Below are 24231 nucleotides of genomic sequence, written 5' to 3'. Positions count from 1 at the left end.
AGAAGATAAGGTTTTACTTTGTTTTATTTTATTTAAAACAAAGGCTTGTGAATTCTATTTTGAAATTAAATAATAGTAATGATTTGTTTACAGCAATAAATGAATAAAATGATCAATAATCATTAGTGCAGTAATAGTTAGAGTACTAATAGTATTAATTTAATACAAAAGCGCACTAAACCTGCAATTGCTTAGTGCTCTAATAAATTTATATAGAGAGTAAACTTTGTGGTTTTATCGTTTTAAAGCGCTTGGTTTTGAAAGGTCAGGCATTATTAATAACGCCTTTAAAAAGTAGGGGGTAACGTCTTAGTCTATTGCCAATATAGTCATCAGCTAAAATTTGCTGGCAAATAAAGTCTATATCTTTGCTTGCTTCAAAAACCCAATCAAAGCGCTCTATAGCCAGTAAAAAACCACGCTTTAAATGAGTTTGAGCACGGTATTGTTCTAAATTTTCTTGAATAATTGAGACTTTGCTTGGATCAGCTCTAAGCTCTTCTACTACTTGGTTTATAAAAGTAGTATTGAGCTTACTGGTAGGGCGGTGTCTGCGTTTTCGTGGTTGCATTAGCCTTCGTTTGCAATGTTATATAATTTTTTTAAAAAGTCGTCTTTATGCTTTTCATGTTCGTAGTCAAGGTGGTAAGTATTGTGAAAACCAAAGCGCAGTTCAACGCCGCTACCTTGTAAGTATATGGTGTAACCATCTACGTCTGAATAAGCAGTAACGCCTTGATAATGTTTACCTTCATCAGTCATTTCACCTTTTTGAATTATGCGTTCATACACGGCTAAAATCTGTTTATTGTCGATTTCGTTTTTCATGTTTTATGCCCTTCGTTTAATAACTCATACGATACAGATATGAGGGTCGATCATCTTAAAAACAATAGCTAAAAAAGTGTGATATTGCTTTGTAATTTCGCTTTTTTAAATTATGCTCAAAACTCATTTATTGTTGAGCTTAGAGCATGATAGACAAGGCGTTACTACTAAAAACTCGTGAGTTATCGGATCAATTAATTGCATTGCAAACTCCAATTAGGATACTCGATGCTATTAATTGGGATAAACAAACTAAAGAGGAGTTTTTTAGACAGAAATGTCAAAAAAACCCACTCATCGATCGTGCATATTATCAACAGCGCGACCTTGGTTTTGTACCTAGCGAGTTACGCCAAGCATTTTCTACTTTGCACCGTAACATTATTAACCAATTGGGGCAGTTAAATCCGATTGCTCAATATATGGGAAAAATGTGCACCGAGTATAAAACGGTATTAAGTATGCTTGAGTATCGTGGAACGCCAGAGTTTCATGACTTATCAGTGGAGTTATTTGGACACCCTAAAGATTTATTCCATGCTGGTGAGCCCTCACTTTCTGAGCTAGCTAATATGCTAGATAAACCGCTGCAAAATTTACTTATAGCCGACATACTGCCTGACGACCCTAAAAATATTGATGCTGTTGATGCTGTGCGTATTTTGTCTGAGCAAGTAAATGCCAGTATGGCAGGCATAAACGTAGAGGTAATGCTTAGCGATGGTATTGTTAGTGATGCAGCCGCAGGTGCTAATAATATAAAGCTTAATCAAGATGTTAAGTTTTCTCAGCGTGAGCTTGATATTTTAGAAGTTCACGAAGGGTGGATACACGTAGGTACCACTCAAAATGGTTTAGCTCAGCCTTATTTAACATGTTTAAGTAAAGGCACACCTAGCTCTACTATTACCCAAGAAGGCTTAGCGGTACTTACCGAAATTATTACATTAAAATCGACTCCAAGGCGTTTATCTAAATTAGTGAATCGTATTCAAGCCGTTACAAAGGTAATTGACGGTGCTGAGTTTGTAGATATTTACCGTGATTACGTAGCGCAAGGTTTATCAAAAGATGACAGTTACACACTCGCGCAGCGTGTATTTAGAGGCAGTACGCCAACAGGTTTGCCTTTTACAAAAGATATTGCTTACATTAAAGGCTTTGTACTGGTTTATAACTTAATACGCGTAGCAATACAGCTTGGACGAATCGATAGACTTCCTTTATTACTGGTAGGTAAAATATCGATAGATGATTTTAGATTAATATCGCAGCTTCATGATTTAGGTGTAATTGAGAGCCCACAATTTGTGCCACCACACTTTAAAGACTTACGCGGTTTGGCAACTTGGTTGAGCTTTGGCCGCTTTATTGGCGATTTATCGTTTGAAAAGTTAGAAAACGATTATAAACCGTTATTTTTATAATTAATCAACATAACCTACCGACATAAAAAAAGCCCATAACGGGCTTTTTAAATAAAGTACTTTAGGTTTTGCTATCGAGCGTTGGTGCTTTCAAATATTTTGTCAGCTGAGGCTGCAACAAAACCAGTATAAAGCTCACCGTCTGCTTTAGGGTAACGAATAGCAAACTCATAAAAACAGCTAGGAATGCTCATATCAGCATTACTAAAGGTAACTGAGTATTCATCAGCAAGTGTTGACGATTGCTCTAGTAACACCTCTGGTGAGCCTTTAACTTCGCCGCCTGACGTATTAAGCGAAAATCCAGCGTCTTTTAGAGCTTGGTTAACATCATGAATGTTATTAAACTTAGCAAGCGTATTAATATTTACAGTAAAGTGGTTAGCACGGTAACCCCACGCCGACATCCACGCTGCATATTCGCTTTCAGCTAGCAGTTGTTTGTAAGTATCGGTGCTTACTTGCCAATGCGTGCCTGAGTACAAAAAGTTATCAGCAGTAACAGCACTTTCATCAATTTTATCAACCATGTCGGTTACGATGGCTTGTAACTCTGGCGAGCATTTTTCTACTAGTAGCTCAGAAATAAACACTTTTGGTTGATTCGGATCGCTATGCTCGTAGTGCTTTGCGTAGAGTTTTTTAGCTTCAAAGTGGTATTCACCACATTCTTTGTAACCAATTGCTAAAAAATGAGCGGCGAGTTTTTCAAGGCCCACTTTTTCAATATTAAACGTACGCAGCGCAATATGATCATTAATAATGTCATCTTTTTGCGTTGACCCTAAAAGGTCATGAATTTTGTCTGCCGATGGTGTTACGTTTAAGTAGTTTTTCCAAAGGCTCTCAAATAATGTGTTTACATCAGTATGCATGTTAAATCCTTAAATCTAAATTTTGGTTTTATTGCTTATTCAATTATCAAGCCAGGCGCTAGGGTTTGCGGTAAGCTCACTTTGTCTGACTCAACAGATGCTACAGGGTATGCGCAATAATCGGCTGCATAATAGGCACTTGCTCTGTGATTACCACTGGCGCCAATACCGCCAAATGGAGCTGCACTTGAGGCACCCGTAATAGGGCGGTTCCAGTTAACAATACCTGCACGGATGCGCTTTAAAAAGTGAGTGTAATCATCTTCACTGTCGCTAAGTAAACCTGCAGATAAACCAAAGCTTGTGTTATTGGCTTCAATGATTGCGCTGTCAAAGTCGTTGTAGCGATACACTTTAATTAGCGGTCCAAAATGTTCTTCATCTGGCATGTCGGTAATGTTTGTTACATCAATAATACCCGGGCTTACAAAACCGGTGCCTGATTTTAATTGCCTAAGTTCAACAAGGATTTGCGCGCCTTTTGACACTAATTCACTTTGGGCAGCGACCATACCCAGTGCTGCTTTTTCGCTTATCATTGCCCCCATAAAAGGCTGCTCTGTAGCAAAACTGTCGTCTACAACTATGTTTTTAGTCGCGCTTATTAGCTTTTCTAAAATAGCATCGCCATTGAGCGATTTTTCAATAAATAAGCGGCGTGCACACGTACAGCGCTGACCTGAGGTAATAAAGCCTGATTGAATAATATCGTGCACAGCAGCGCTTACATCACTCACGTCTTTTACAATAAGAGGATTATTACCGCCCATTTCAAGTGCTAAAATTTTGCCAGGGTGCCCTGCAAATTGCTTATGTAGTAAGTGACCTGTGTTTGAGCTACCGGTAAAAAACAATCCATCTATATCTTTATGAGAAGCAAGCGCTTTGCCTGTTTCAATTTCACCTTGGACAAGGTTAATAACACCCGCTGGTAAGCCCGCTTTTAACCAAAGTGAGAGGGTGAATTCTGCAACGTGCGGTGTTAGTTCTGATGGCTTAAATACTACGGTGTTGCCTGCTAAAATTGCAGGAACAATATGCCCGTTTGGTAAATGCCCCGGAAAGTTATACGGGCCAAAAATAGCCACAACGCCATGCGGTTTGTGTCTAATAAACGCTTTAGCACCGGGCATTGGGTTTTCGGTTGTACCGGTACGCTCATGGTACGCTTTTACAGATATAGCTACTTTGCCTGTCATTGCGCCCACTTCGGTACGGGTTTCCCATAATGGCTTACCTGTTTCGCGTGCAATTATGGTCGCAAATTCTTCACTGTGTTCTTTTAATTGAGCTGCGAAGTTTTCAAGAATGGCTATACGCTCTTCAAGCGGCTTATCTGCCCATTGTACCTGTGCTGCTCTGGCTGCTTTTATAGCTGAATCTACTTGCTGGGCGTTTGCGCCATTGCCTTGCCATACCACATTGCCATTACTTGGATTGATTGACTCAAATGCTGGACCAAGGCCCACATGCCACTGATTATTAATTAGGTGTGTATTCATAAATAATTTACAGGCGGAAAAATCGCGCTGCATCTCCTTGGCTTAAATTAAGCGCCTTAGCTACATCTTGGCTAATGACGAGGGTATGTTTTGCATGATTGTAATGTGCGTCTTTGGTAAATGTTGCTCTAAAGCCACTTACGCCTTGATTACATACAGCCAGCGTATCAGAGCTATTTTGTGATATGTGATCAAGCTCACCAATAGTAATAGGGCAAACTTGAGAGTCGCGAATGCTGCGAATATTACCAAGCTTTGCTTCAACCGTTGGGCCTGCGTCAAATAAGTCAACGTAGCCTCTGTGCTCAAAACCTTCTTTTTCTAATAATTTTAGCGCAGGTTTTGTTTTTTCATGCACATGCCCAATAACTGCTTGGGCTTTTTTGCTAAGCAAGTTCACATAAATAGGGTATTTAGGCATTAACTCGCTAATAAATACCTTATCGCCTAAGCCAACTAAGTGATCCGCTTCTGGAAATTCGATACTAAAAAAGTGCTCTTGCAGCCATTGCCAAAAAGGAGAATGACCGTCCTCGTCGCTAACACCGCGCATTTCTGCGATAACAGTATCGGCAAAACGCTCGCTATGCTGAGCCATAAACAAAAAGCGTGAACGCGATAAAAATCGACCCGTTAAACCTTTACGGCTATTTTCGCGCAAAAATAATGTGCATATTTCAGAGCAACCTGTGTAGTCGTTACACATGCTTAAAATATCAACGGTGTTATATACATTTAAAGTAGGCGAGTGGTGTACTGTTTTACCTAAATGATAATGATATAAAGGTACCGATAAACCCACCGCAGCTTCTATAGCGGTTGTGCCAATAACGTCACCTGTTTCACTGTCCTCTAAAACAAATAAATAGCTTTCATCAAGTGGCTGGTTAATGTTTTTGGCAAAGCTTTTTTCAGCACGTTCAATTTTTTCTTTAAGCTGTGCATCGTCCACAGGTAAAGAGGTAAACCCATGACCGGACTCAATCGCTATTTGTTTAAGCGCGTCAAAATCATTGGCAGTAATAGGACGTAATACTTGCATTTATTGCTTGCTCCAATAGCACGCCTGTAGGCGTGCTAATTTAAACTATATTAACCGTTTACTACATCGCTAACGGCTTTTTCAAAGCGCGCTAAGCCTTCTTTAATATCTTCAAACGGGATAACTAAAGACGGTGTAAAGCGAATTACATTCATGCCAGCTACAAGGTTCATTAAACCATTATTAGCACTGGCTACTAAAAAGTCGCGTGCACGTCCTTCAAATTTGTCATTTAGTACTGCGCCAATTAATAAGCCTTTACCACGTACTTCGCTAAATACGTTGTATTTTTCGTTAATTGCGTTTAATCCGTCACGGAATAATTGCTCGCGCTCTTTAACACCATTTAGTACGTCTGGTGTATTTACTGTATCAAATGCCGCTTCGGCTACAGCACAAGCAAGTGCGTTTCCGCCATAAGTAGAACCGTGAGTACCAATTTTTAAATGCTCAGCAATTGGCGTACGAGTGATCATAGCGCCAATTGGAAAACCACCACCCAATGCTTTTGCCGTTGTTAAAATGTCAGGAACAACACCTAAACCTTCATAAGCATATAAATCGCCTGTGCGGCCAACACCCGTTTGTACTTCATCAAAAATAAGTAACGCGTTATGTTTAGTACAAAGTTCACGTACTTTTTTAGCAAATTCATCTGTTGGTGAAATAATACCGCCTTCACCTTGTAATGGTTCCATCATAACAGCACATGTTTTATCGCTGATCAGCGCTTCAAATGCTGCTATATCGTTAAAATCACAATGTACTATGTCAGCAGGTTTAGGACCAAAGCCGTCAGAATATGCTGCTTGCCCGCCCACAGTTACTGTAAAGAATGTACGACCATGGAAACCTTTATTAAATGCAATAATTTGCGTTTTTTCAGCGCCATATACGTCCAATGCATAACGACGAGCTAACTTAAGGGCTGCTTCGTTTGCTTCTGCGCCTGAGTTTGCAAAGTAAACTTTATCAGCGAATGTTGCTTCAACCATTTTTTGAGCTAAACGAAGTGCTGGCTCATTAGTCATAACATTCGATAAATGCCAAATTTTTTCGCCTTGCTCTTTTAATGCTTTAACTAATGCAGGATGACAGTGACCCAAACAGTTAACGGCAATACCACCAGCAAAATCGATAAACTCGTTATCATTTTGATCCCAAACGCGTGAACCTTCACCACGAACTGGAATGATTGCTGATGGATTATAGTTTGGTACCATTACGTCGTTAAATAAGTCTCTTGTTACTTGCATTTTTACACCTAAATTTAATGGGCTTAGATAAAAGATTAGTTGCTAACTCAAAGAAGAATATAGCCTTTATTCTTCAGCAAACACGTTATTATTTCTTGTAGAGGCCATTATCGAAGGTTAGCTATTAAAATTGCAGTGCTATTTTGTGAAAAATGATTAAAATAAAAGACAAAATAACGAAGAAAATAACCATTATGATAACTCCACAAGATGAAAAGCTACTTTCTGTACTAAAAACAAACGCTAGAGCGAGTATTTCTGATCTTGCTCGCATGCTTGACTTATCTCGTTCAACGGTACAAAGCCGTATGCTCAAACTAGAAGAAACGGGTGTAATTAAAGGCTATAGCGTTGATTATGGTGACGACTACCTCAGTAAAATGGTATCAGCTCATGTGTCTATAAAAGTAAGGCAAAAATTAACAACTAAAACAAATATCGAGCTTAAGCAAATTGATGCAATTTCGCAGCTTTACGCGATAAGTGGTGAGTTTGATTTAATTGCTGTAGTACAGGCTCAAAATTTAGAGCAGCTTAGCCATTTACTAGACGATATAGGAAATCTGGATGGAGTAGAGCGCACAACATCTTCTGTAATTTTAGAAACTAAATTTAAGCGTTAATCGCCATTTAAGCCCTGAGTTGTTTAATACTGTTTATATATTAGAAATGACTATAAACATTAGTAAATAACGTGTAGTAAATAGTTTATAAATTCTTGATTTATTTATCTTGCGTGCTAAAATTAAAATTAGTTGGTAATTGCGTTTTTAGTAATTATATGACAAGGATTTATTTACTACTTACATGGATGTAGAGAGTCTCCCTCCCTCGTACTTATGTAAAAAATCGAACTATTTTATAAACAATGCAATACTAATTATTGTGTTAAGGGTAATTATGAAAACGGTTTTTACAGTGATATTATCAATCATACTTATAGGCTATTATTTAACTGCCAAAGCTAGTCATTTTTCGTCAAAGAATACAGAAGTTAATACGTATAGTGATATCTATTTTAAACTCGAAACATCCTCAGTAAATATCAATGAAATAATTGCTGGCGCTACAGATTTTGCTTTAACTATGTGCGCAGATAAAGCCTATCAGGAAGCTTTAGGTAATACTGTTGTTAGCTGCAATTCTCAATTTGAAGAATCTAAAAATGTTTGCTCAAAGCATATTATGAAGAATGCTAAGCAGCACTATACAGACAAAGCTACAGTAACACTGCTAACAGAACGGTTTATTAAGTGTGTAAGCGCTGCATAGCTAGGAAATTAGAGCTGTTACCTAATAATTACAGCAAATAATGCAATTTTAATCTGTTTGGCTACACTCATTTTAATTTGTACAATATTTAGTAATGGATTATGCCTGCATATTTTTTTACCCTCTTATTGGGTTTAACTGAGCCTCTTCAGTTTGGAACAAACTTACCCACCAGTGCACCTGATAATGCAGTCAACCAAGTTGAGTGTATTTTATTTGAAATGGGAGCCCCTTTTCAGCTACAAACCTTGCCATGGTTACGTGCACGTCGAGAAGTAAAGTTAGACCGCTTAGACGGTTATTTCACAACTCATTTAATGCCTGAAATGAAGGCCTATGGGCGCATATCATCCCCCATATTTTTAGAAAGCTGGTACTGGTTTACTCATCCAGAGAGCATTAATAAACCAAAAAATAAAATGCGTTATGGTGCAGTAAGAGGGAGTTTCCAGGCTAATTGGTTTAAAACTCAGAATATTATTACTGAGGTAGAAGTAAATTCATTAGAAGAAATAGTAAATGTTATGCACCATAAGCGGATTGATAGAATTCTACTTGATTTAGACGATTTTGAATTAGCAGCCTCAAAGCTAGGCATTAATGAAGATGAGTATCAAAGAGAATTTTTTAGGTATGTACCTTTGGGATTATTTGCTTCGCATTCACTTATTAAACGCTTCCCTAAATTTATGCAGCAGTTTGATGAAAATATAAATACTTGCGCGCAGGCTCCATTTTCACTATCAAAAAGTGAAGAAAAGCAAATACTTGATAGGTTGTCCAGTAGTGCTAAAACCTTACTAAACTTACCTAGTTTAGTAGAACAAGTTCAAATAAGTAATGAGTCTCCCTTAAGTGAATCTGAAATTAAAAGACTAGACCAGCTATGGATAAAAGAAAGTAAACAAGTAAAGCACCCTGATGGATTAGCTATGCTTAATTTACCGTTATCTAAAGTATTTAAAAAATGGCAATCTCAATTCAAAGGTGTTGTTACTGAGCTAATATTGACTGATAACCAAGGAAAAAACATCGCTATTAGTAAGCTAACCAGTGACTACTGGCAAGGAGATGAAAATAAGTTTACTAAAATATTTAAACAGTCAAAAGATTTTAACTTTGATAGCGTCACATATGATGCATCAACACATCATTTTCAAGTTCAGCTAAGTTTTCCTGTTTTAGATGATAATAATAGTCATATTGGAGTGTTAATTTTAGGTGTTGATGTAGAAAAAGCACTTCATTCGTCAAACGCAAAGAGTAATTAACTCATTACCTTTCACATAAGTTAGCTAAGCTTTAATGCTTCAGCTTAGCTAACTATATGCTATGGAAGTGTTTTTTCTGAAATAGGTTTTTTTCTTATAACTTCTTTTTTGGCTTTATCAAGCTTTATAAAATAAGCATTACCGCCTATGCCTTTAAACTCTTCATCTGTAAATACAATCGTATTGTCATCAAAAAAGGTGACTGCTTCTTTTTGAGTAACAATCCCTAAGTCTATTTTTGATACATCACCAGAGAAAAACTTATCACCTTCAAAGTTTTCAAATAACCAAAGACTTGTTGAATCAAGTAAGACTAATTTTTTACGATCGGGGCTGAGCGCCGCAGAGGTTATCCAGCATAGTTTTTCAAGCGTGGTACACGTTTTAAAAGAGTCAATTAGCTCAGCATCAAAATTTGCTGCATGATCGCCCACTTTATACACTTTAGTAATACCATCGAAAGGTTCTGTGCGGTTTTTAGTAAATAAATATAAATGACGACCTAGTGCTACAAATGCTTCTAAATCAAAATTGCGGTCATTGGGTTTTATTGGACTGCCATCCATTTCAGGGTAGGTAAACTTAATTATTTCGGCTTGGGTTGTGTTTGTTTTTATATCTATAGGGTTTTCTATTTTATAAATAGTGAGCCATCTACGATCATTTTTGTTATTACCAAAATCCCCTAAAAAAAAGTGCCCAAATTTGTTTTGGGTCATGTCTTCCCAATCAATGTTTTTAGCGTTTTCAACCAAAATTTCTTTGGCGATAGAACCATCTTTGTTAAGGCGGTAAAGCTTGGGTTCGTTGCCTCCGTCGTTAATAGCCCATAGACGTTTTTGTTTATCAAATTCAATACCTGAGATTTCTTTTAATTTAGGATCAACTGAGATTTCTTTTTTACTATAAAGGGTATAGATTGAAGAACTAACAAGTGTGGCTATTATTAAAAAGATGATGGCTATAGTTATTAAAATGCTTTTTTTCAACATGAAAATTATGATATTTCAGAGTATTAAGATGCTGTGTATTATCGCTGATGAAAGTACAGAACAAAAGAATTTTATAAATTTAGGCAATACTTTTGGATTATTTAACTTTAAATTCGATTAAATAAATAATATGTGATGTACGCTTAGTTGGTTCAAATATTGCTCTGTACTACTGAGCTTTTTAAAAAAGATTGTTTATATACTAACCGCACTTTTTAAGTGCAGAAAAAATGAATTGTTGCACTGTAATAATGCGTAAATAAAGTTTTGGTTAACTTACAACGTGTTTAATGATTTTGAATGGAATCCACATCGCCTTTTTGTTTAGTTGTATGGCCTGTGGCAAAGATTAAGTACCCTTTTTGGTTTAGTTGGAGCCTGCTATGTTGAATAAACGTTTTTTTAAAACAAAAGATGAAGCTGAAGTAACCTTTGAATTTTCTCACCCAGAGGCAGAAGAAGTTTGCTTACTAGGCGAATTTAATGATTGGCAACCTGTGCCAATGAAGCTTAATAAAAAACAAGGTGTGTTTAAATTTAAGCAACGCTTACCTATCGATCAACAATTTCACTTTCGTTATTTAATAAATGGAGACATTTGGGATAACGACCACCAAGCTGATGGTTATATTGGCAATACATTTGGTACAGAAAACAGCATAGTAAATACTCAACGCATTAATTAAGGCGATTCAATGGATGCTCTTTCGCAGTTGTTTTACCTGCATGGTATTGGCTTTGAATTCACTAAGTATACAGGTGAACAGGTGTTTTTTAGCGAAGACACGCGTAAACGTGCTTTGCAATGTTGCGGTGTTGATACAAATAACGAAGCCGAAATAACTCAACTAACTTATGATTTAGATGCATCTCTTTGGCTGGATTTAGTACCCAGTGTGAGTTTGGTTGACCAAAAAAAATGCGCTTTAAAGCTTCGTATAGACGAACGTCAGCAGTATTTAGCCGCCAACATTAATGTCCCTTCTCTTGGGATTAATATAGCGGTTGAGAACCTTTATAATTTGGCTGTCACTGGTGAATATTACTTGCATGGCGTTCGCTATATTGAGCTGGCACTACCCATTGGTAATATGCCAATTGGCTATCATGACGCTAATGTTCAGGTAGGTGAGCAACACGCTATTACACAAATTTGGTGCGTGCCTGAGCAAGTCTATCAAGTTGAAGACACAAAGCGCACTGGATTATCTATTCAGCTTTACACATTAAAAAATAAAGCGCATTTAGGTATTGGCGATTTTGACGATTTACTAACGCTTACAAAATTATGTAGCTCGCAAAATATGGATTACATATTACTTAATCCACTGCATTTGTTATTTGCTGATATGCCAGAGCGTGCAAGCCCTTATAGCCCTAGTAGTCGGGCTTTATTAAACCCTCTTTATATTTCTATAGTATTAAGCGAAGACGCACAAAATAACGCAGTTCTACATGACCTTATGCAACGAGACGATGTAATTACACTTATAAAAAGTAATGATCAATTTATAGATTATGAAAATGTAAGCCATATAAAGTATGCGTTATTTGAAGCGCTTTATAATCAGTTTGAATTAACGGCAAGTGATGAGCGTCACCAAGCGTTTACTGATTTTTGTAATACTCATTCAACTACGTTAAATACCCTCGAATCAGATAACTTAACATTTGCTTATTACCTGCAGTGGCAAGCGCATACGCAATTGGCACTGTGTCAACAAAGTTGTGCAGAGCGAGGTATGGCTATTGGCTTAATCAATGATTTAGCTGTTGGTTGTGCGGGTGATGGGGCCGAGTTTAAAAATCAAAAGCCACTGTTTAGCCAAGGTGCAAGTGTAGGTGCTCCACCCGATCCATGGGCCGAAGCTGGCCAAAACTGGGGGCTTCCAGCACTAAATCCTCAAAGTCTTAGTAATAATCACTACCAATTCTATCGCTCGCTCATTCGCGCAAACATGCAAAATGTAGGTGGACTTAGAATTGACCACGTAATGGCTATTAGGCGCCTATGGTGGTGCTTTGAAAGCAATAGTGAACAAGATGGCTGTTATGTTTACTACCCGTTTGAGCACTTACTCGCCATCTTAAAAATTGAATCACATATTAATCAGAGTATTGTTATTGGAGAAGATTTAGGCGTTGTGCCGCCAGAGGTAAGGCAGGCTTTGGCATCTAGCGGTATTTTTTCTAACAGCTTATTTTATTTTGAAAAACAACACAGTGGTGAGTTTTTATCGACTGATGAGCTAGCAACACAGTGTTTGTTAATGATAGCCAATCATGATGTCCCTCCATTTACAGGTTGGTGGCAGCATGCTGATTTAAATATTAAGCAACAATACAAGCTTATTACTTGCAATGAATACGAGCAATTAAAGCAACAACGAATAGAAGAGCAACATAGGATACTACGATTTATTAATCGCCATACCAATACAACCGAGCTTTTATTACATAGTAATTCAGTCGAAGTATATAACGCACTAGCATTATGTTTGGCGGGTTCTCAATCGCGTTTATTTGCAATTCAAATAGATGATTTAGATGAGCAGAAATATCCGGTTAATATCCCCGGGACAGATAAAGAATATCCTAATTGGCGACGTGTATTAACGCATACCAGTGAAGAAATATTTACTAAAAATGGCTCACTTTTAGCTGCTATCGATTCAATAAGGAAAAGTTAAATGAGCAGTACAATTAATAAAAAATCGTCAGCACAGGACAGCTCAGTACATGAAAATAGCTATGATGCACAAGTACATGCATTAAATACAGGACGATTTAAAGACCCATTTAGCTTTTTAGGGGCACATAAAACAGATGCCGAAGTTGAAATTCGTTTTTACTTACCTTGTGCAATAAGTGTGAGTGTTACATTAAATAATAAAAGTATTAAGGCGCAGCGCTACCAACAAAGTGACTTATTTATAGTCAAAGTTGATGCGCTGCCCACTGCGCCTTATCAATGCATTGCTCAGTACACAAATAGCAGCACTACCTTTTATGATGAATACAGCTTTGAAAGCACACTTGATGCAGAGGCAATGTATTTATTTAACGAAGGCAGCCTTGAACATGCGTACTCTCATTTTGGTGCACATTTTAGCACTCAACAAAATGTAGAGGGTGTGCGCTTTTGTGTATGGGCGCCTAATGCTGCAAGTGTCTCTATTATTGGTGAGTTTAATTTTTGGCAAGCTAATCGCCACTTTATGCGTTTTCATCCTGCAAGTGGTGTATGGGAGCTATTCGTACCAGGCCTTAAAGCCGACATGTGCTACAAATTTGCAATTACCGCTCAAAGTGGAGAAGTACTCGAAAAAGCCGACCCCTATGCATTTAAAATGCAACAAGCCCCGGGTACTGCAAGTGTACTGCAGTATAAACCAGAACCTATAACGCTCGGCGCTCAGGCACTTAAAAACAGACAAAAGCGTAATCATATTGATGCGCCAATTAGTATTTATGAAGTGCATTTAGGCTCATGGCAACGCGCTGAAAACAACCGCTATTTAAGTTACACAGAGCTTGCTGACAAACTGGTTAGCTACGCCCTTGAAATGAATTTTACCCACCTTCAACTTATGCCAATAAGTGAATACCCGTTTGATGGTTCGTGGGGGTATCAGCCTGTTGGTTTATTTGCACCTACCAGCCGTTTTGGCGATTACAACAGCTTTAAATACTTTGTAGAGCAATGCCACAAAGCTAATTTAGGTATTTTACTTGATTGGGTGCCTGGGCATTTTCCCAGCGATCCGCATGGCTTACATCGATTCGATGGCACTCATTTATATGAGCATGCCGATAAGCGCCAAGGTTTTCATCCTGATTGGAATACCTACATTTATAACTACGACCGCCCTGAAGTTAAAAGCTTTTTGATTTCAAATGCTATGTATTGGTTACATCAATTTGGTTTAGATGGTCTGCGTGTAGATGCCGTAGCTTCTATGTTGTATTTAGATTACAGCCGAAAAGAAGGCGAGTGGATTGCTAATTGTTATGGCGGGCGCGAAAACTTAGGTGCGATTGAGTGCCTAAAGCAAGTCAATATGCGCAGCTATAAAAACAACCCAGGCATTATGATGGTGGCTGAGGAGTCAACAGCGTGGCCGGGCGTCACCCAAAGTGTTGAGCACAACGGCTTAGGCTTTGGCTATAAGTGGAATATGGGTTGGATGAACGATAGTTTGCATTACATGCAGCACGACCCTTTATACCGTCAGCATCATCATCACGAAATGACTTTTTCGATGGTATACGCTTTTAGTGAAAACTATATATTGCCATTAAGCCACGATGAAGTAGTACACGGTAAAGGATCGTTAATTGAAAAAATGCCAGGCGATGATTGGCAGAAATTTGCAAATTTACGCGCTTACTACGCATTTATGTGGGCACACCCGGGTAAAAAACTCTTGTTTATGGGCGGTGAAATTGCACAGCGAAAAGAGTGGGGACACGATCATTCTATCGATTGGCATTTACTTGAGCACCAAAGCCATAACGGTATAAAGCACACCGTAAAAGCGCTCAATACCGTTTATAAAAACCAACCCGCGTTGTATGAGTTAGATTCGAGCGCGGCTGGTTTTACCTGGATAGATAACAATAATAATCAGCAGAGCATTTTAAGCTTTGTTCGCTATGCTAAAAACGCAAAAGACTTTGTGGTTGTTATTGCTAATTTTACCCCCGCGTCATATGAAAACTACGTTATTGGCGTACCGAGTAAAGGACGTTATAAAGTTGTTTTAAATACAGACGATACTCAGTTTTTTGGCTCTGGCGTTGAAGTAACTAAAGATTCATCGCAGATAGTTCAGGCAATAAATGAATCAAATCATGGCTTTAAACACAGTATTTCAATTGCCATTGGTGGCTTAACAACTATTTACTTACAAAAGGTTGATGATGAGTAACCAATTTGATGTAGCCCCCGGTAATGTAGAACCGCTAGGTTCTAGTGTTATTAATAATGGGGTTAACTTCGCGCTTTATGCGCCAGGTGCAAGCCAAGCCTATGTGTGTTTGTTTGATAAAAGTGGCCATTCAGAAATTCTAAAAATGGCGATGAATATTAACGAAGGGGGTATTTGGAGTATTCATATTTCGCCATTAAGCGCCGGCGCACTTTATGGCTTTAGAGTTGAGGGTGAATATAACCCTAAAAATGGTCAACTATTTAACGAAAATAAACTACTGATAGACCCATACGCAAAAGACTTGTTTGGTGAGTTTACATGGAGCGAACGCCATTATGGGCAAATGCCAATTGGCACTAAAAGCACCGTAAATAATGCGATTGATATACCTAAGTCAAAAGTAGCGGCTCCTACGTTGTATACGCATAAAAAGCCAAACCACCGTTGGTCAAACACGGTTATTTACGAGTGCCATGTTAAAGGCACAACGTGTCGTCATCCTAAAATACCTAAATCTCTACAAGGAAAGTTTTTAGGGTTAAGCCACCCAAGCTTTATTGAGCATTTACAAAGCTTTGGCATTACAGCAGTTGAGCTTTTACCTGTTCATTCTTTTATTAGTGAGCAATTTTTAACAGGAAAAGGGCTGCAAAACTATTGGGGTTATAACACGCTTAACTTTTTTACCCCCCATAAAGACTATTTAGTAAACGACGATATAAACGAGTTTAAGCAAATGGTGCGCGAGCTTCATGCTGCCGACATAGAAGTTATTTTAGATGTTGTTTATAACCATACAGCAGAGGCGGGGGCCGATGGCCCTATATTATCGCTAAGAGGCTTTGATAACTTAGCGTATTACCGCACAGTAGAGGGTCAGCCTAATGTATATATAAACGATACCGGCTGTGGAAATACCATAAATATTGATCACCCTAAAACGCTGCAACTTGTACTTGATAGCCTTCGTTATTGGGTTGAGGTAATGGGAGTTGATGGATTTAGGTTTGATTTAGCGACCATTTTAGGGCGCTCAAAAGCAGGCTTTAGCTCTGCACATACTTTTTTACAAGCAGTAGCCCAAGACCCTGTGCTTAATAAGGTTAAGCTAATAAGTGAACCTTGGGATATAGGTCCTGGTGGCTATCAGCTTGGGGCATTTCCGCCGCCATGGCGAGAATGGAACGATCAATACCGCGATGTAATTAGACGTTTTTGGCAAAGTGAAACGGGCATAATTGCCAACGTTGCAAAACGTTTGCATGGATCGTTTGATATTTTTGAGCATAGCCAACGTGGACCACTTAATAGCATTAACTTTATAACGAGTCATGATGGTTTCACGCTTGCCGATTTAGTGAGTTATGAAGAAAAGCATAACGAAGCTAATGGTGAGCAAAACAGAGATGGGCACAGTGCAAATCATTCGTTTAACTGTGGAGTAGAAGGCTTTACCAGTGACTCAAAAATAAACGCACTGCGTTTGCAACAACAAAAGAACTTTTTACTTACTTTAATACTCTCAAAAGGTGTACCCATGATTGCCGCTGGCAGCGAAATGGCGCACTCTCAAGGGGGTAATAACAATGCTTATTGCCAAAATAATCGCACTAGCTGGCTTGCCTGGAAAGATTCTCAACTTAATCATTCGCTAACACGATTTATTGATGATGCTTTAAAAATTAGACGCGCGCACAGTGCGTTCAAACACAGTGTATTTTTAGATGATATAGACGAGCGTTTTACCGTTAAGTGGTTTACTGAACAAGGTAAAACCATGACCGACGCTCATTGGCACGAAGATACCAGACAGTTTTTAATGTATAGCTTACTTGATAAGCAAAATAATCATGCATTACTGATGGTATTTAATGCCAGTAAAAAAACAGTTTTTTGCCAAATGCCGCCTTCGCCTATTAATGCGCCGTGGCAAATGGTTTTATCAAGTGTAAATAATGCATCTGTGAGTAGTAATGAAGATGCGATGGTTGAAATTTCAGCACAAAGTAGTTGGGTTTTTAGTGCTAATTTAGAGGATGTAAGTCATGGCTAAACAAAGTGAACAAGTGTGTGTAGTAAAGGGCTGGCAAGAAGGTCCTGTTATAGATGAAAGTACGCTTAAAGATGACTTAACACGGCATTTTTATTATACCCTAGGTCGCGATAAGGTCGGCGAATCAAGACTGTATTTATACCATGCTTTAGCGCTGACTATTCGCGACAGACTTGTTGCCCGCTGCAGAGAAACGAATCAACAAATTAAGCAAGAGAAACGCCGCAAAACGGCTTACCTTTCTCTTGAGTTTTTAATGGGACGTGCGCTGGGTAATGCAATACTAAACCTAGATTTAGACGACCAAGTTGCTGCTGCATTACAAGAATACTGCACAACAGTAGAAACGCTTGAAGATGCCGAACACGACGCAGGTTTAGGTAACGGTGGTTTGGGCCGCCTAGCTGCTTGTTTTTTAGATAGCTGTGCAAGTCTAGCGTTACCGGTAATTGGTTATGGCCTTCGTTACGAATACGGCATGTTTAACCAATCAATTAAAGATGGTAACCAAATTGAGCAACCAGATAACTGGCTGCGCGAAGGGCACCCATGGGAGCTAAGCGCGCCAGAGCATGCAAAACGTGTGAAATTTGGCGGCTACGTGCAAAGTTACACAGATAAATTCGGCCGAGAGCATCGTCAATGGATGAGTTCACAAGATGTATTAGCTGTACCTTACGATGTACCTGTCCCAGGTTATAAAAACAATATTGTAAATACGCTACGCTTATGGAAATCAGAAGCGACAGATGAATTTAATTTGACCGAATTTAATGCAGGCAGTTACTCAGAAGCCGTCGCACAAAAAAACCTAGCTGAACAAATTACCATGGTGCTGTATCCAAACGACAGCAGCGAAAATGGTAAAGAGCTTAGATTGCGCCAACAATACTTTTTATCATCTGCGAGTATTCAAGACGTAGTTGATCAGTGGGTTTCCCAACATGGCGAGAACTTTAGCGACTTTGCTGATTTTCATGTTTTTCAGTTAAACGATACGCACCCAAGTATTGCTGTTGCAGAGCTGATACGTATTTTAATTGATGATTACGAACTTGATTGGAACGATGCTTGGCAAATCACGACTAAAACAATGGCCTACACAAACCATACGCTACTTCCTGAAGCGCTTGAAAAGTGGTCTGTTTCGTTGTTTTCAAAATTATTACCACGCATTTTAGAAATAGTTTACGAGATAAACGCACGCTTTTTAGCACAAGTTGCACAGCAATGGCCGGGTGATGTTAATAAACAGCGTGCATTGTCGTTGATTGAAGAGGGCGATGAGCCGCAAATTCGTATGGCTTACTTAGCCATTGTAGGGAGTTACTCTGTAAATGGCGTAGCAGCACTGCATACCGAACTGTTAAAAGCGGGTTTATTTAAAGAGTTTTACGCACTGTGGCCAGATAAGTTTAATAACAAAACAAATGGTGTTACCCCAAGACGTTGGCTTGCACATTGTAATCCCGTTTTAAGTAAATTAATCAGCGAAAAAATTGGTCATGACTGGGTTAAAAACTTTTCAACAATTGGCGACCTACGTCGTTTTTACGACGACAAAGCATTTCATGGGCAATGGCAAAATGCTAAACGCGAAAACAAACAGCGTTTAGTTGATTTAGTTAAGGCGCGCTGCGATGTTGATTTTGACGTATCGATGATGTTTGACGTACAAGTAAAACGTATTCACGAATACAAACGTCAGCTATTAAACATACTTCATGTGATTCATTTATATGACCGTATTCGCCGTGGTGATACCCAAGGGCTTGTTCCTCGCTGTGTTTTATTAGGTGGTAAAGCAGCACCGGGTTATTACATGGCTAAAAAAATTATTAAGCTTATTAATAACGTGGCAGAGGTTATAAATAAAGATCCGTTAGCAGCCCCGTATTTACGCGTCGCCTTTTTACCTAATTACAACGTAACCGCTATGGAAGTTATTTGTCCTGCAACCGATTTGTCAGAGCAAGTATCTACCGCAGGCAAAGAAGCGTCTGGTACTGGCAACATGAAGTTTATGATGAATGGTGCATTGACGATAGGCACGCTGGATGGTGCAAACATTGAAATTAGAGACGCCGTTGGTGCAGACAACTTCTTTTTGTTTGGGGCACAAGCTCATCAAATTGATGATATTAAATCGCGTTACAATCCTGAGCATTTAATCGCGCAAAATAGCGATTTAAATAATGTAATGCAACTACTCGAAAGCGGCCATTTTAACTTGTTTGAACCATGCTTATTTGACGATATTACAAATGCAATTAAGAGCCCACACGATCCATGGCTTGTTGCGCACGATTTTGAAAGTTATGTAGCAGCTCAAAAAGAAGTTGATAAAGCTTACGCAGATCAAACCTACTGGACACAAATGAGTATTTTAAATACGGCAGCCAGTGGTATGTTTTCAAGTGACAGAACCATAAGCCAATACAGTGAAGATATTTGGCATTTAGAACCCCTCAATATTAGTGAAACAGACTTAACGACAACTAAAAGCCATGCCACTAACAGCCTAGACTAAATGGAGAGAGTATTATGCCTAATTATGCAAATCGCTACATAAGTAGCCTAACCAGAGAAACTTACGCGTTAATACTGGCAGGTGGTCGCGGTTCTCGCCTGCATGAGTTAACCGATTGGCGAGCAAAGCCAGCAGTTTACTTTGGTGGTAAGCATCGAATTATCGATTTTCCACTATCAAACTGCATTAACTCGGGTGTGAGACGTGTTGGTATTGCTACACAATATAAATCACATTCATTAATTCGCCATGTAAACCGCGCGTGGGGCCACTTTAAAAAAGAGTTGGGTGAGTCGGTTGAAATACTACCTGCATCTCAGCGCCAAGGTGATGATTGGTACTGTGGAACCGCAGATGCTGTTTTTCAAAACATAGATATTATTCGTCACGAACTCCCTAAATATGTGATGATTTTGTCTGGAGATCATGTGTATCGCATGGACTATGGCGCTTTATTGGCTGAACATGTGCAAAAGGGCGCAGATATGACAGTGTGTTGTATTGAAGTGCCCGTAGAGGAAGCCGCAGATACGTTTGGTGTAATGACCGTTGATGAAGAAAACAGAGTGTGTCGTTTTGATGAAAAACCAGCAATGCCTAGCTCTGTACCCGGCAAGCCAGGTACATGTTTAGCATCAATGGGGAATTACATTTTTAATACTGAATTTTTGTTTGAGCAACTTAAAAAAGATTCTGAAAACGAAGGCTCTGGCCGAGATTTTGGTCACGATATTATTCCAGCAATTATAGAAGAGCATAATGTATTTGCTTTCCCATTTAGAGATCCAAACCAAGAAGGGCAGCCTTATTGGCGCGATGTAGGTACACTAGATTCGTTCTGGGAGGCTAATATGGAATTAGTAATGCCAGAACCACAACTCGATTTATACGACCCAACGTGGCCAATATGGACATATCAAGAGCAGCTACCACCTGCTAAGTTTATTTTTGATGACGAAGATAGACGCGGTATGGCCTTGGACTCAACCGTGTCGGGTGGGTGTATTATTTCGGGCTCTGCGGTTAGAAAGTCACTCTTGTTTTCTAATGTCCACGTTCGCTCATTTTGTACCATTGAGCAGTCGGTAATTTTACCCGGTGCGGTTATAAATCGAGGTTGTAAAATTAAGCGTGCGATTATAGATAGGAGCTGTGAAATACCGGCAGGTCTCGAAATCGGTTTTGACAAAAAAACAGATGAAGAAAACGGCTTTAGAGTATCTAAGAAAGGCATCGTTCTTGTTACTCGTGATATGCTCACTGAGCTTGCAAAAAAGTTAGAGCGCCAAGCGCGTGAGAATAAAAAGCTAGCGTAAAACACGTTAAATATTAAGCACGACAACAAAGCTTGCTCATTTATGAGCAAGCCCACACAGGTTAAAGGAAGTAGTAAATTAATGCATGTATTAATGGTTGCAGCAGAAAATGACGCGTTACCAGGCGCAAAAGTAGGCGGTGTGGCAGATGTAGTACGCGATGCCCCAAGGGCGCTCGCAAAGCAAGGTATAACGGTTGACGTTGTTATTCCTGACTACGGGTTTGAGCCTCTTGAGCGTATTTATATAGGTGAAGTAACCGTTGCATTTAATGCTCAACCCCATGTATTAACAGTTTTTCAAGTACAACAAGCCCAAAATAACGTAAGCCAAATTGTTATTAGCCACCCGCTATTTAGTGAATCAGGCAGTGTATATTGTAATGATGCACCGGGGAGGCCTTTTGCAACTGATGCGACTAAATTTGCTTTATTTAATGCAGCTGTCTGCGAAGCATTATTACAAGGTATATTAAAGCGCCCTACAGCGCTACATTTACATGATTGGCACAGCGCCTGCGTTGCAGTTTTACTTAAGTTTGAGCCACGTTATAGCTCACTTAATACCTTACCCATTGCCTACACAGTGCATAATATTGCACTGCAAGGTATAAGACCTTTTAAACACGACGACTCAAGCTTAGAGGCATGGTTTCCGTCACTTAGTTATAATGGCCAGCAACTATGCGACCCGCGTTACCCTCATTGCTTTAATCCTATGCGCAGTGCAATAAATCTTTGCGATAAAATACATGTTGTATCACCAACCTACAGCCAAGAGGTTCTTGAACCTAGTAATTACGAGCATGGTTTTTTTGGTGGCGAAGGGCTTGAGCAAGATCTGCAAAATGCAGCAAGCCAAGGTAAGCTTGTCGGTATTTTAAATGGCTGCGAATATCCAAGCAATGCACTTGAAGGAGCAACTCTCGCTGATTTTTATAGCCAAGCAGAGAACACTTTATTTACTTGGATGGCATATAGCGAGCAGTTACAAAGCGGCTACTATATTGCCCACCAACGACTACAGCAATTTAAAGCAACGGTTAATAATGGCCCATTAATCACAAGCGTTGGCCGACTTACAGAGCAAAAAGTGTTGTTATTGTGCCAGCAGGTTAATGAGGCTTTAGCTATTGATAAAGTGTGCCAAGTCATTAATGAATATAACGGCAGACTTATTATTCTAGGCTCGGGTGATAAAGAGCTCGAAAGCATATTTACCAAAGCAATGGCGCGTAATTCTAATCTTTTATTTTTGAAGGGCTATGGTCAAGGTGTTGGCGATTTAATGTATCAACTAGGTGACTTATTTTTAATGCCAAGTTCGTTTGAACCTTGTGGTATTAGCCAAATGTTAGCAATGCGTGCGGGGCAACCGTGTTTAGTTCACAGTGTTGGCGGATTAAAAGATACAGTTAAACACCACGAAAATGGTTTTAGCTTTAATGGAGATACGTTAGCAACGCAAACGAGTAATTTAATTAGCTGTTTAGACGAAACTCTCTTAATTAAAAAGCAAAATCCTAAAAAGTGGCATAAAATTAAGCACAGCGCAGAGCAAATGCGTTTTTCGTGGCCACAAGTGGCAACTGATTATATAACAACCTTATACCGGTAAATCGTTGCTGTACTTTAAAGTTTAGTGACAAATGTACCTGCTTAGGGTTTAATTACTTAGTATTATATAAAAACTAAGAAGTAGGTAATGTGTCTGTATTTGTTGCAAGGCAAGCAATATTCAATCGAAGTAAAAAAGTAGTAGCCTATGAGCTACTTTTTCGTGATAGTCCTAAAAATTATTTTCCAGACATTGCCGAAGGCCAAGCAACAGCAAGGCTTATTATGGAAAATCAATTAAATTTAGGTACACGCCATATTACATCAGGCAAAAAAGCGCTTATTAATATAGGACCAGAATCATTAAAACTCGATTTATGTGCTTTCCTACCATGCCAAGACGTTGTGATTGAGTTACTCGAAACCATAGAACCCACCGACGATAACTATGAACTGTGCCGAGGTTTATTTCATAGTAACTACAAACTCGCACTCGATGACTTTGTATATAAACCACAGTGGGATCGTTTTTTAAAGCTTGTGAAGCTCATTAAATTTGATATTGCAATTACACCTCTTAGCGAAATACAGCCCATAATTAATAAGTTACAAACGCATAAACAAATAAAAATACTAGCCGAAAAAATAGAAACGCAAGAAGACTATAAGCTCGCCTTTGATTTGGGGTTTGATTATTTTCAAGGCTATTTTTTTGCAAAACCTACCATGATCAAACAAAATGACATTGATTATAATTATGGTTTAGTCGTCGCTATTTACGCCGAAATAATGAAAAACAGTCCAGATATAAAAGCTATATCTGGACTGTTTGAGCTTGATGCTGCACTTGCGTATAAATTACTGCGTTTAATTAACAGCGGTGTTTTTCCTATACAAAGCCAAATATCGTCATTAAAGCAAGCGCTTGTGTATTTAGGCCATGAACGCCTTAAAAAGTTTGTGAGCCTTATTGTTACTGCTCATACAGCGGGTAAAAAGCCTGCAGAGCTAATGCAAGTGTGTGTTGTACGTGCTCGTTTTTGTGAGTTGTTAGCAAAAAAGGTTAATAAAAGCCAGTCAGGCGAAGCATTTTTAACTGGGTTATTTTCACTGCTAGATGCAATCCTTGATCAACCAATGAGCTTGCTTGTTGAAAAGCTACCTTTCCCTGATGAAATAAAAACGGCATTATTAGGGGATAAAAACACACTTTATTATATTTTAAACGTTGTTAAAGCATACGAAACAGGAAGCTGGTGGGCACTTGAACAAGCTGTACTTTTGCTAAATATAGACAGTGCTATACTTCCTCCACTTTACCAGCAGTCAGTCGATTGGGCTGACAGTTATAAGAATAATATTTAACGGATAATAGCT

General features: G+C 38.8%; 19 protein-coding genes. 12 read left to right on the top strand and 7 right to left on the bottom strand.

Going from position 1 to position 24231, the window contains the following annotated elements:
* Window positions 1–265: 265 nt before the first annotated feature.
* Both I6F42_RS01520 and I6F42_RS01515 read right to left on the bottom strand, forming a co-directional pair.
* A complete protein-coding gene (locus I6F42_RS01520) occupies window positions 266–571 on the bottom strand; it encodes a hypothetical protein (protein ID WP_007580773.1) in 306 nt (101 codons plus the stop codon).
* On the bottom strand, window positions 571–828 hold the full coding sequence (locus tag I6F42_RS01515; protein ID WP_010553009.1) for a DUF3081 domain-containing protein: 258 nt from the start codon (window positions 826–828) through the stop codon (window positions 571–573). Before I6F42_RS01515 ends, I6F42_RS01520 begins: the two co-directional genes overlap by 1 nt.
* A gap of 146 nt (window positions 829–974) precedes the next feature.
* On the opposite strand from I6F42_RS01515, the gene I6F42_RS01510 reads away from it, so the two are divergent.
* Complete coding sequence (locus tag I6F42_RS01510; RefSeq protein WP_008169642.1) at window positions 975–2255, top strand: flavohemoglobin expression-modulating QEGLA motif protein; 1281 nt, start codon at window positions 975–977, stop codon at window positions 2253–2255.
* A gap of 71 nt (window positions 2256–2326) precedes the next feature.
* On the opposite strand, the gene I6F42_RS01505 is transcribed toward I6F42_RS01510, so the two are convergent.
* Genes I6F42_RS01505 through I6F42_RS01490 form a run of 4 tightly spaced genes read right to left on the bottom strand, consistent with a single transcriptional unit; the run spans window position 2327 to window position 6930 of the window.
* On the bottom strand, window positions 2327–3130 hold the full coding sequence (locus I6F42_RS01505) for a DUF1338 domain-containing protein (protein ID WP_197150315.1): 804 nt from the start codon (window positions 3128–3130) through the stop codon (window positions 2327–2329).
* 35 nt (window positions 3131–3165) lie between these two features.
* Window positions 3166–4632, bottom strand: a complete 1467-nt coding sequence (gene astD, locus I6F42_RS01500) for a succinylglutamate-semialdehyde dehydrogenase (protein ID WP_197150313.1) — start codon at window positions 4630–4632, stop codon at window positions 3166–3168.
* Window positions 4633–4639: 7 nt separating this feature from the next.
* A complete protein-coding gene (gene astA / locus I6F42_RS01495; protein ID WP_007580762.1) occupies window positions 4640–5674 on the bottom strand; it encodes an arginine N-succinyltransferase in 1035 nt (344 codons plus the stop codon).
* Window positions 5675–5724: 50 nt separating this feature from the next.
* Window positions 5725–6930: an aspartate aminotransferase family protein gene (locus tag I6F42_RS01490; protein ID WP_007580760.1), complete on the bottom strand. Its 1206-nt coding sequence runs from the start codon at window positions 6928–6930 to the stop codon at window positions 5725–5727.
* Between the two features lie 194 nt (window positions 6931–7124).
* On the opposite strand from I6F42_RS01490, the gene I6F42_RS01485 reads away from it, so the two are divergent.
* The 3 genes from I6F42_RS01485 to I6F42_RS01475 all read left to right on the top strand — a co-directional run bounded on the left by I6F42_RS01485 (window position 7125) and on the right by I6F42_RS01475 (window position 9473).
* Window positions 7125–7553 (top strand): Lrp/AsnC family transcriptional regulator, encoded by a 429-nt coding sequence (locus I6F42_RS01485; protein ID WP_002958609.1) that lies wholly within the window; start codon window positions 7125–7127, stop codon window positions 7551–7553.
* 277 nt (window positions 7554–7830) lie between these two features.
* Complete coding sequence (locus I6F42_RS01480; protein ID WP_197150310.1) at window positions 7831–8202, top strand: hypothetical protein; 372 nt, start codon at window positions 7831–7833, stop codon at window positions 8200–8202.
* 101 nt (window positions 8203–8303) lie between these two features.
* Window positions 8304–9473: a cache domain-containing protein gene (locus I6F42_RS01475; RefSeq protein WP_197150308.1), complete on the top strand. Its 1170-nt coding sequence runs from the start codon at window positions 8304–8306 to the stop codon at window positions 9471–9473.
* Between the two features lie 59 nt (window positions 9474–9532).
* Here I6F42_RS01475 and I6F42_RS01470 read toward each other — a convergent pair whose 3' ends face one another.
* Window positions 9533–10465, bottom strand: a complete 933-nt coding sequence (locus tag I6F42_RS01470) for a hypothetical protein (RefSeq protein ID WP_197150303.1) — start codon at window positions 10463–10465, stop codon at window positions 9533–9535.
* 383 nt (window positions 10466–10848) lie between these two features.
* Between I6F42_RS01470 and I6F42_RS01465 the strand changes: the two genes are divergently transcribed.
* The 8 genes from I6F42_RS01465 to I6F42_RS01430 all read left to right on the top strand — a co-directional run bounded on the left by I6F42_RS01465 (window position 10849) and on the right by I6F42_RS01430 (window position 24219).
* Complete coding sequence (locus I6F42_RS01465; protein WP_007580752.1) at window positions 10849–11151, top strand: isoamylase early set domain-containing protein; 303 nt, start codon at window positions 10849–10851, stop codon at window positions 11149–11151.
* A 9-nt stretch (window positions 11152–11160) separates the two neighbouring features.
* Window positions 11161–13155, top strand: coding sequence for a 4-alpha-glucanotransferase (malQ, locus tag I6F42_RS01460; RefSeq protein ID WP_197150300.1), 1995 nt, complete (start codon window positions 11161–11163; stop codon window positions 13153–13155).
* The gene (glgB, locus tag I6F42_RS01455) at window positions 13156–15396 is read left to right on the top strand and encodes a 1,4-alpha-glucan branching protein GlgB (protein ID WP_197150297.1); all 2241 of its coding nucleotides are present in this window, start codon (window positions 13156–13158) and stop codon (window positions 15394–15396) included.
* Window positions 15389–17452, top strand: coding sequence for a glycogen debranching protein GlgX (glgX, locus tag I6F42_RS01450; RefSeq protein WP_197150295.1), 2064 nt, complete (start codon window positions 15389–15391; stop codon window positions 17450–17452). Before glgB ends, glgX begins: the two co-directional genes overlap by 8 nt.
* Window positions 17445–19982 (top strand): glycogen/starch/alpha-glucan phosphorylase, encoded by a 2538-nt coding sequence (locus I6F42_RS01445; RefSeq protein ID WP_197150293.1) that lies wholly within the window; start codon window positions 17445–17447, stop codon window positions 19980–19982. The genes glgX and I6F42_RS01445 overlap by 8 nt, the downstream gene beginning before the upstream one ends.
* Window positions 19983–19996: 14 nt before the next feature.
* Entirely contained in the window at window positions 19997–21298 is a 1302-nt protein-coding gene (glgC, locus tag I6F42_RS01440; RefSeq protein ID WP_002958601.1) for a glucose-1-phosphate adenylyltransferase, read from the top strand.
* An 81-nt stretch (window positions 21299–21379) separates the two neighbouring features.
* A complete protein-coding gene (locus I6F42_RS01435; RefSeq protein ID WP_197150667.1) occupies window positions 21380–22915 on the top strand; it encodes a glycogen synthase in 1536 nt (511 codons plus the stop codon).
* Window positions 22916–23004: 89 nt separating this feature from the next.
* Window positions 23005–24219: an EAL and HDOD domain-containing protein gene (locus tag I6F42_RS01430; RefSeq protein WP_197150290.1), complete on the top strand. Its 1215-nt coding sequence runs from the start codon at window positions 23005–23007 to the stop codon at window positions 24217–24219.
* Window positions 24220–24231 lie beyond the last annotated feature (12 nt).

Origin of the sequence: Pseudoalteromonas sp. SWYJZ12 (assembly GCF_015864395.1) — a bacterium.
Lineage (GTDB): Bacteria > Pseudomonadota > Gammaproteobacteria > Enterobacterales > Alteromonadaceae > Pseudoalteromonas > Pseudoalteromonas arctica.
The sequence above is the reverse complement of the archived record's forward strand: the minus strand, read 5'-3'. Positions and strand labels throughout refer to the sequence as shown.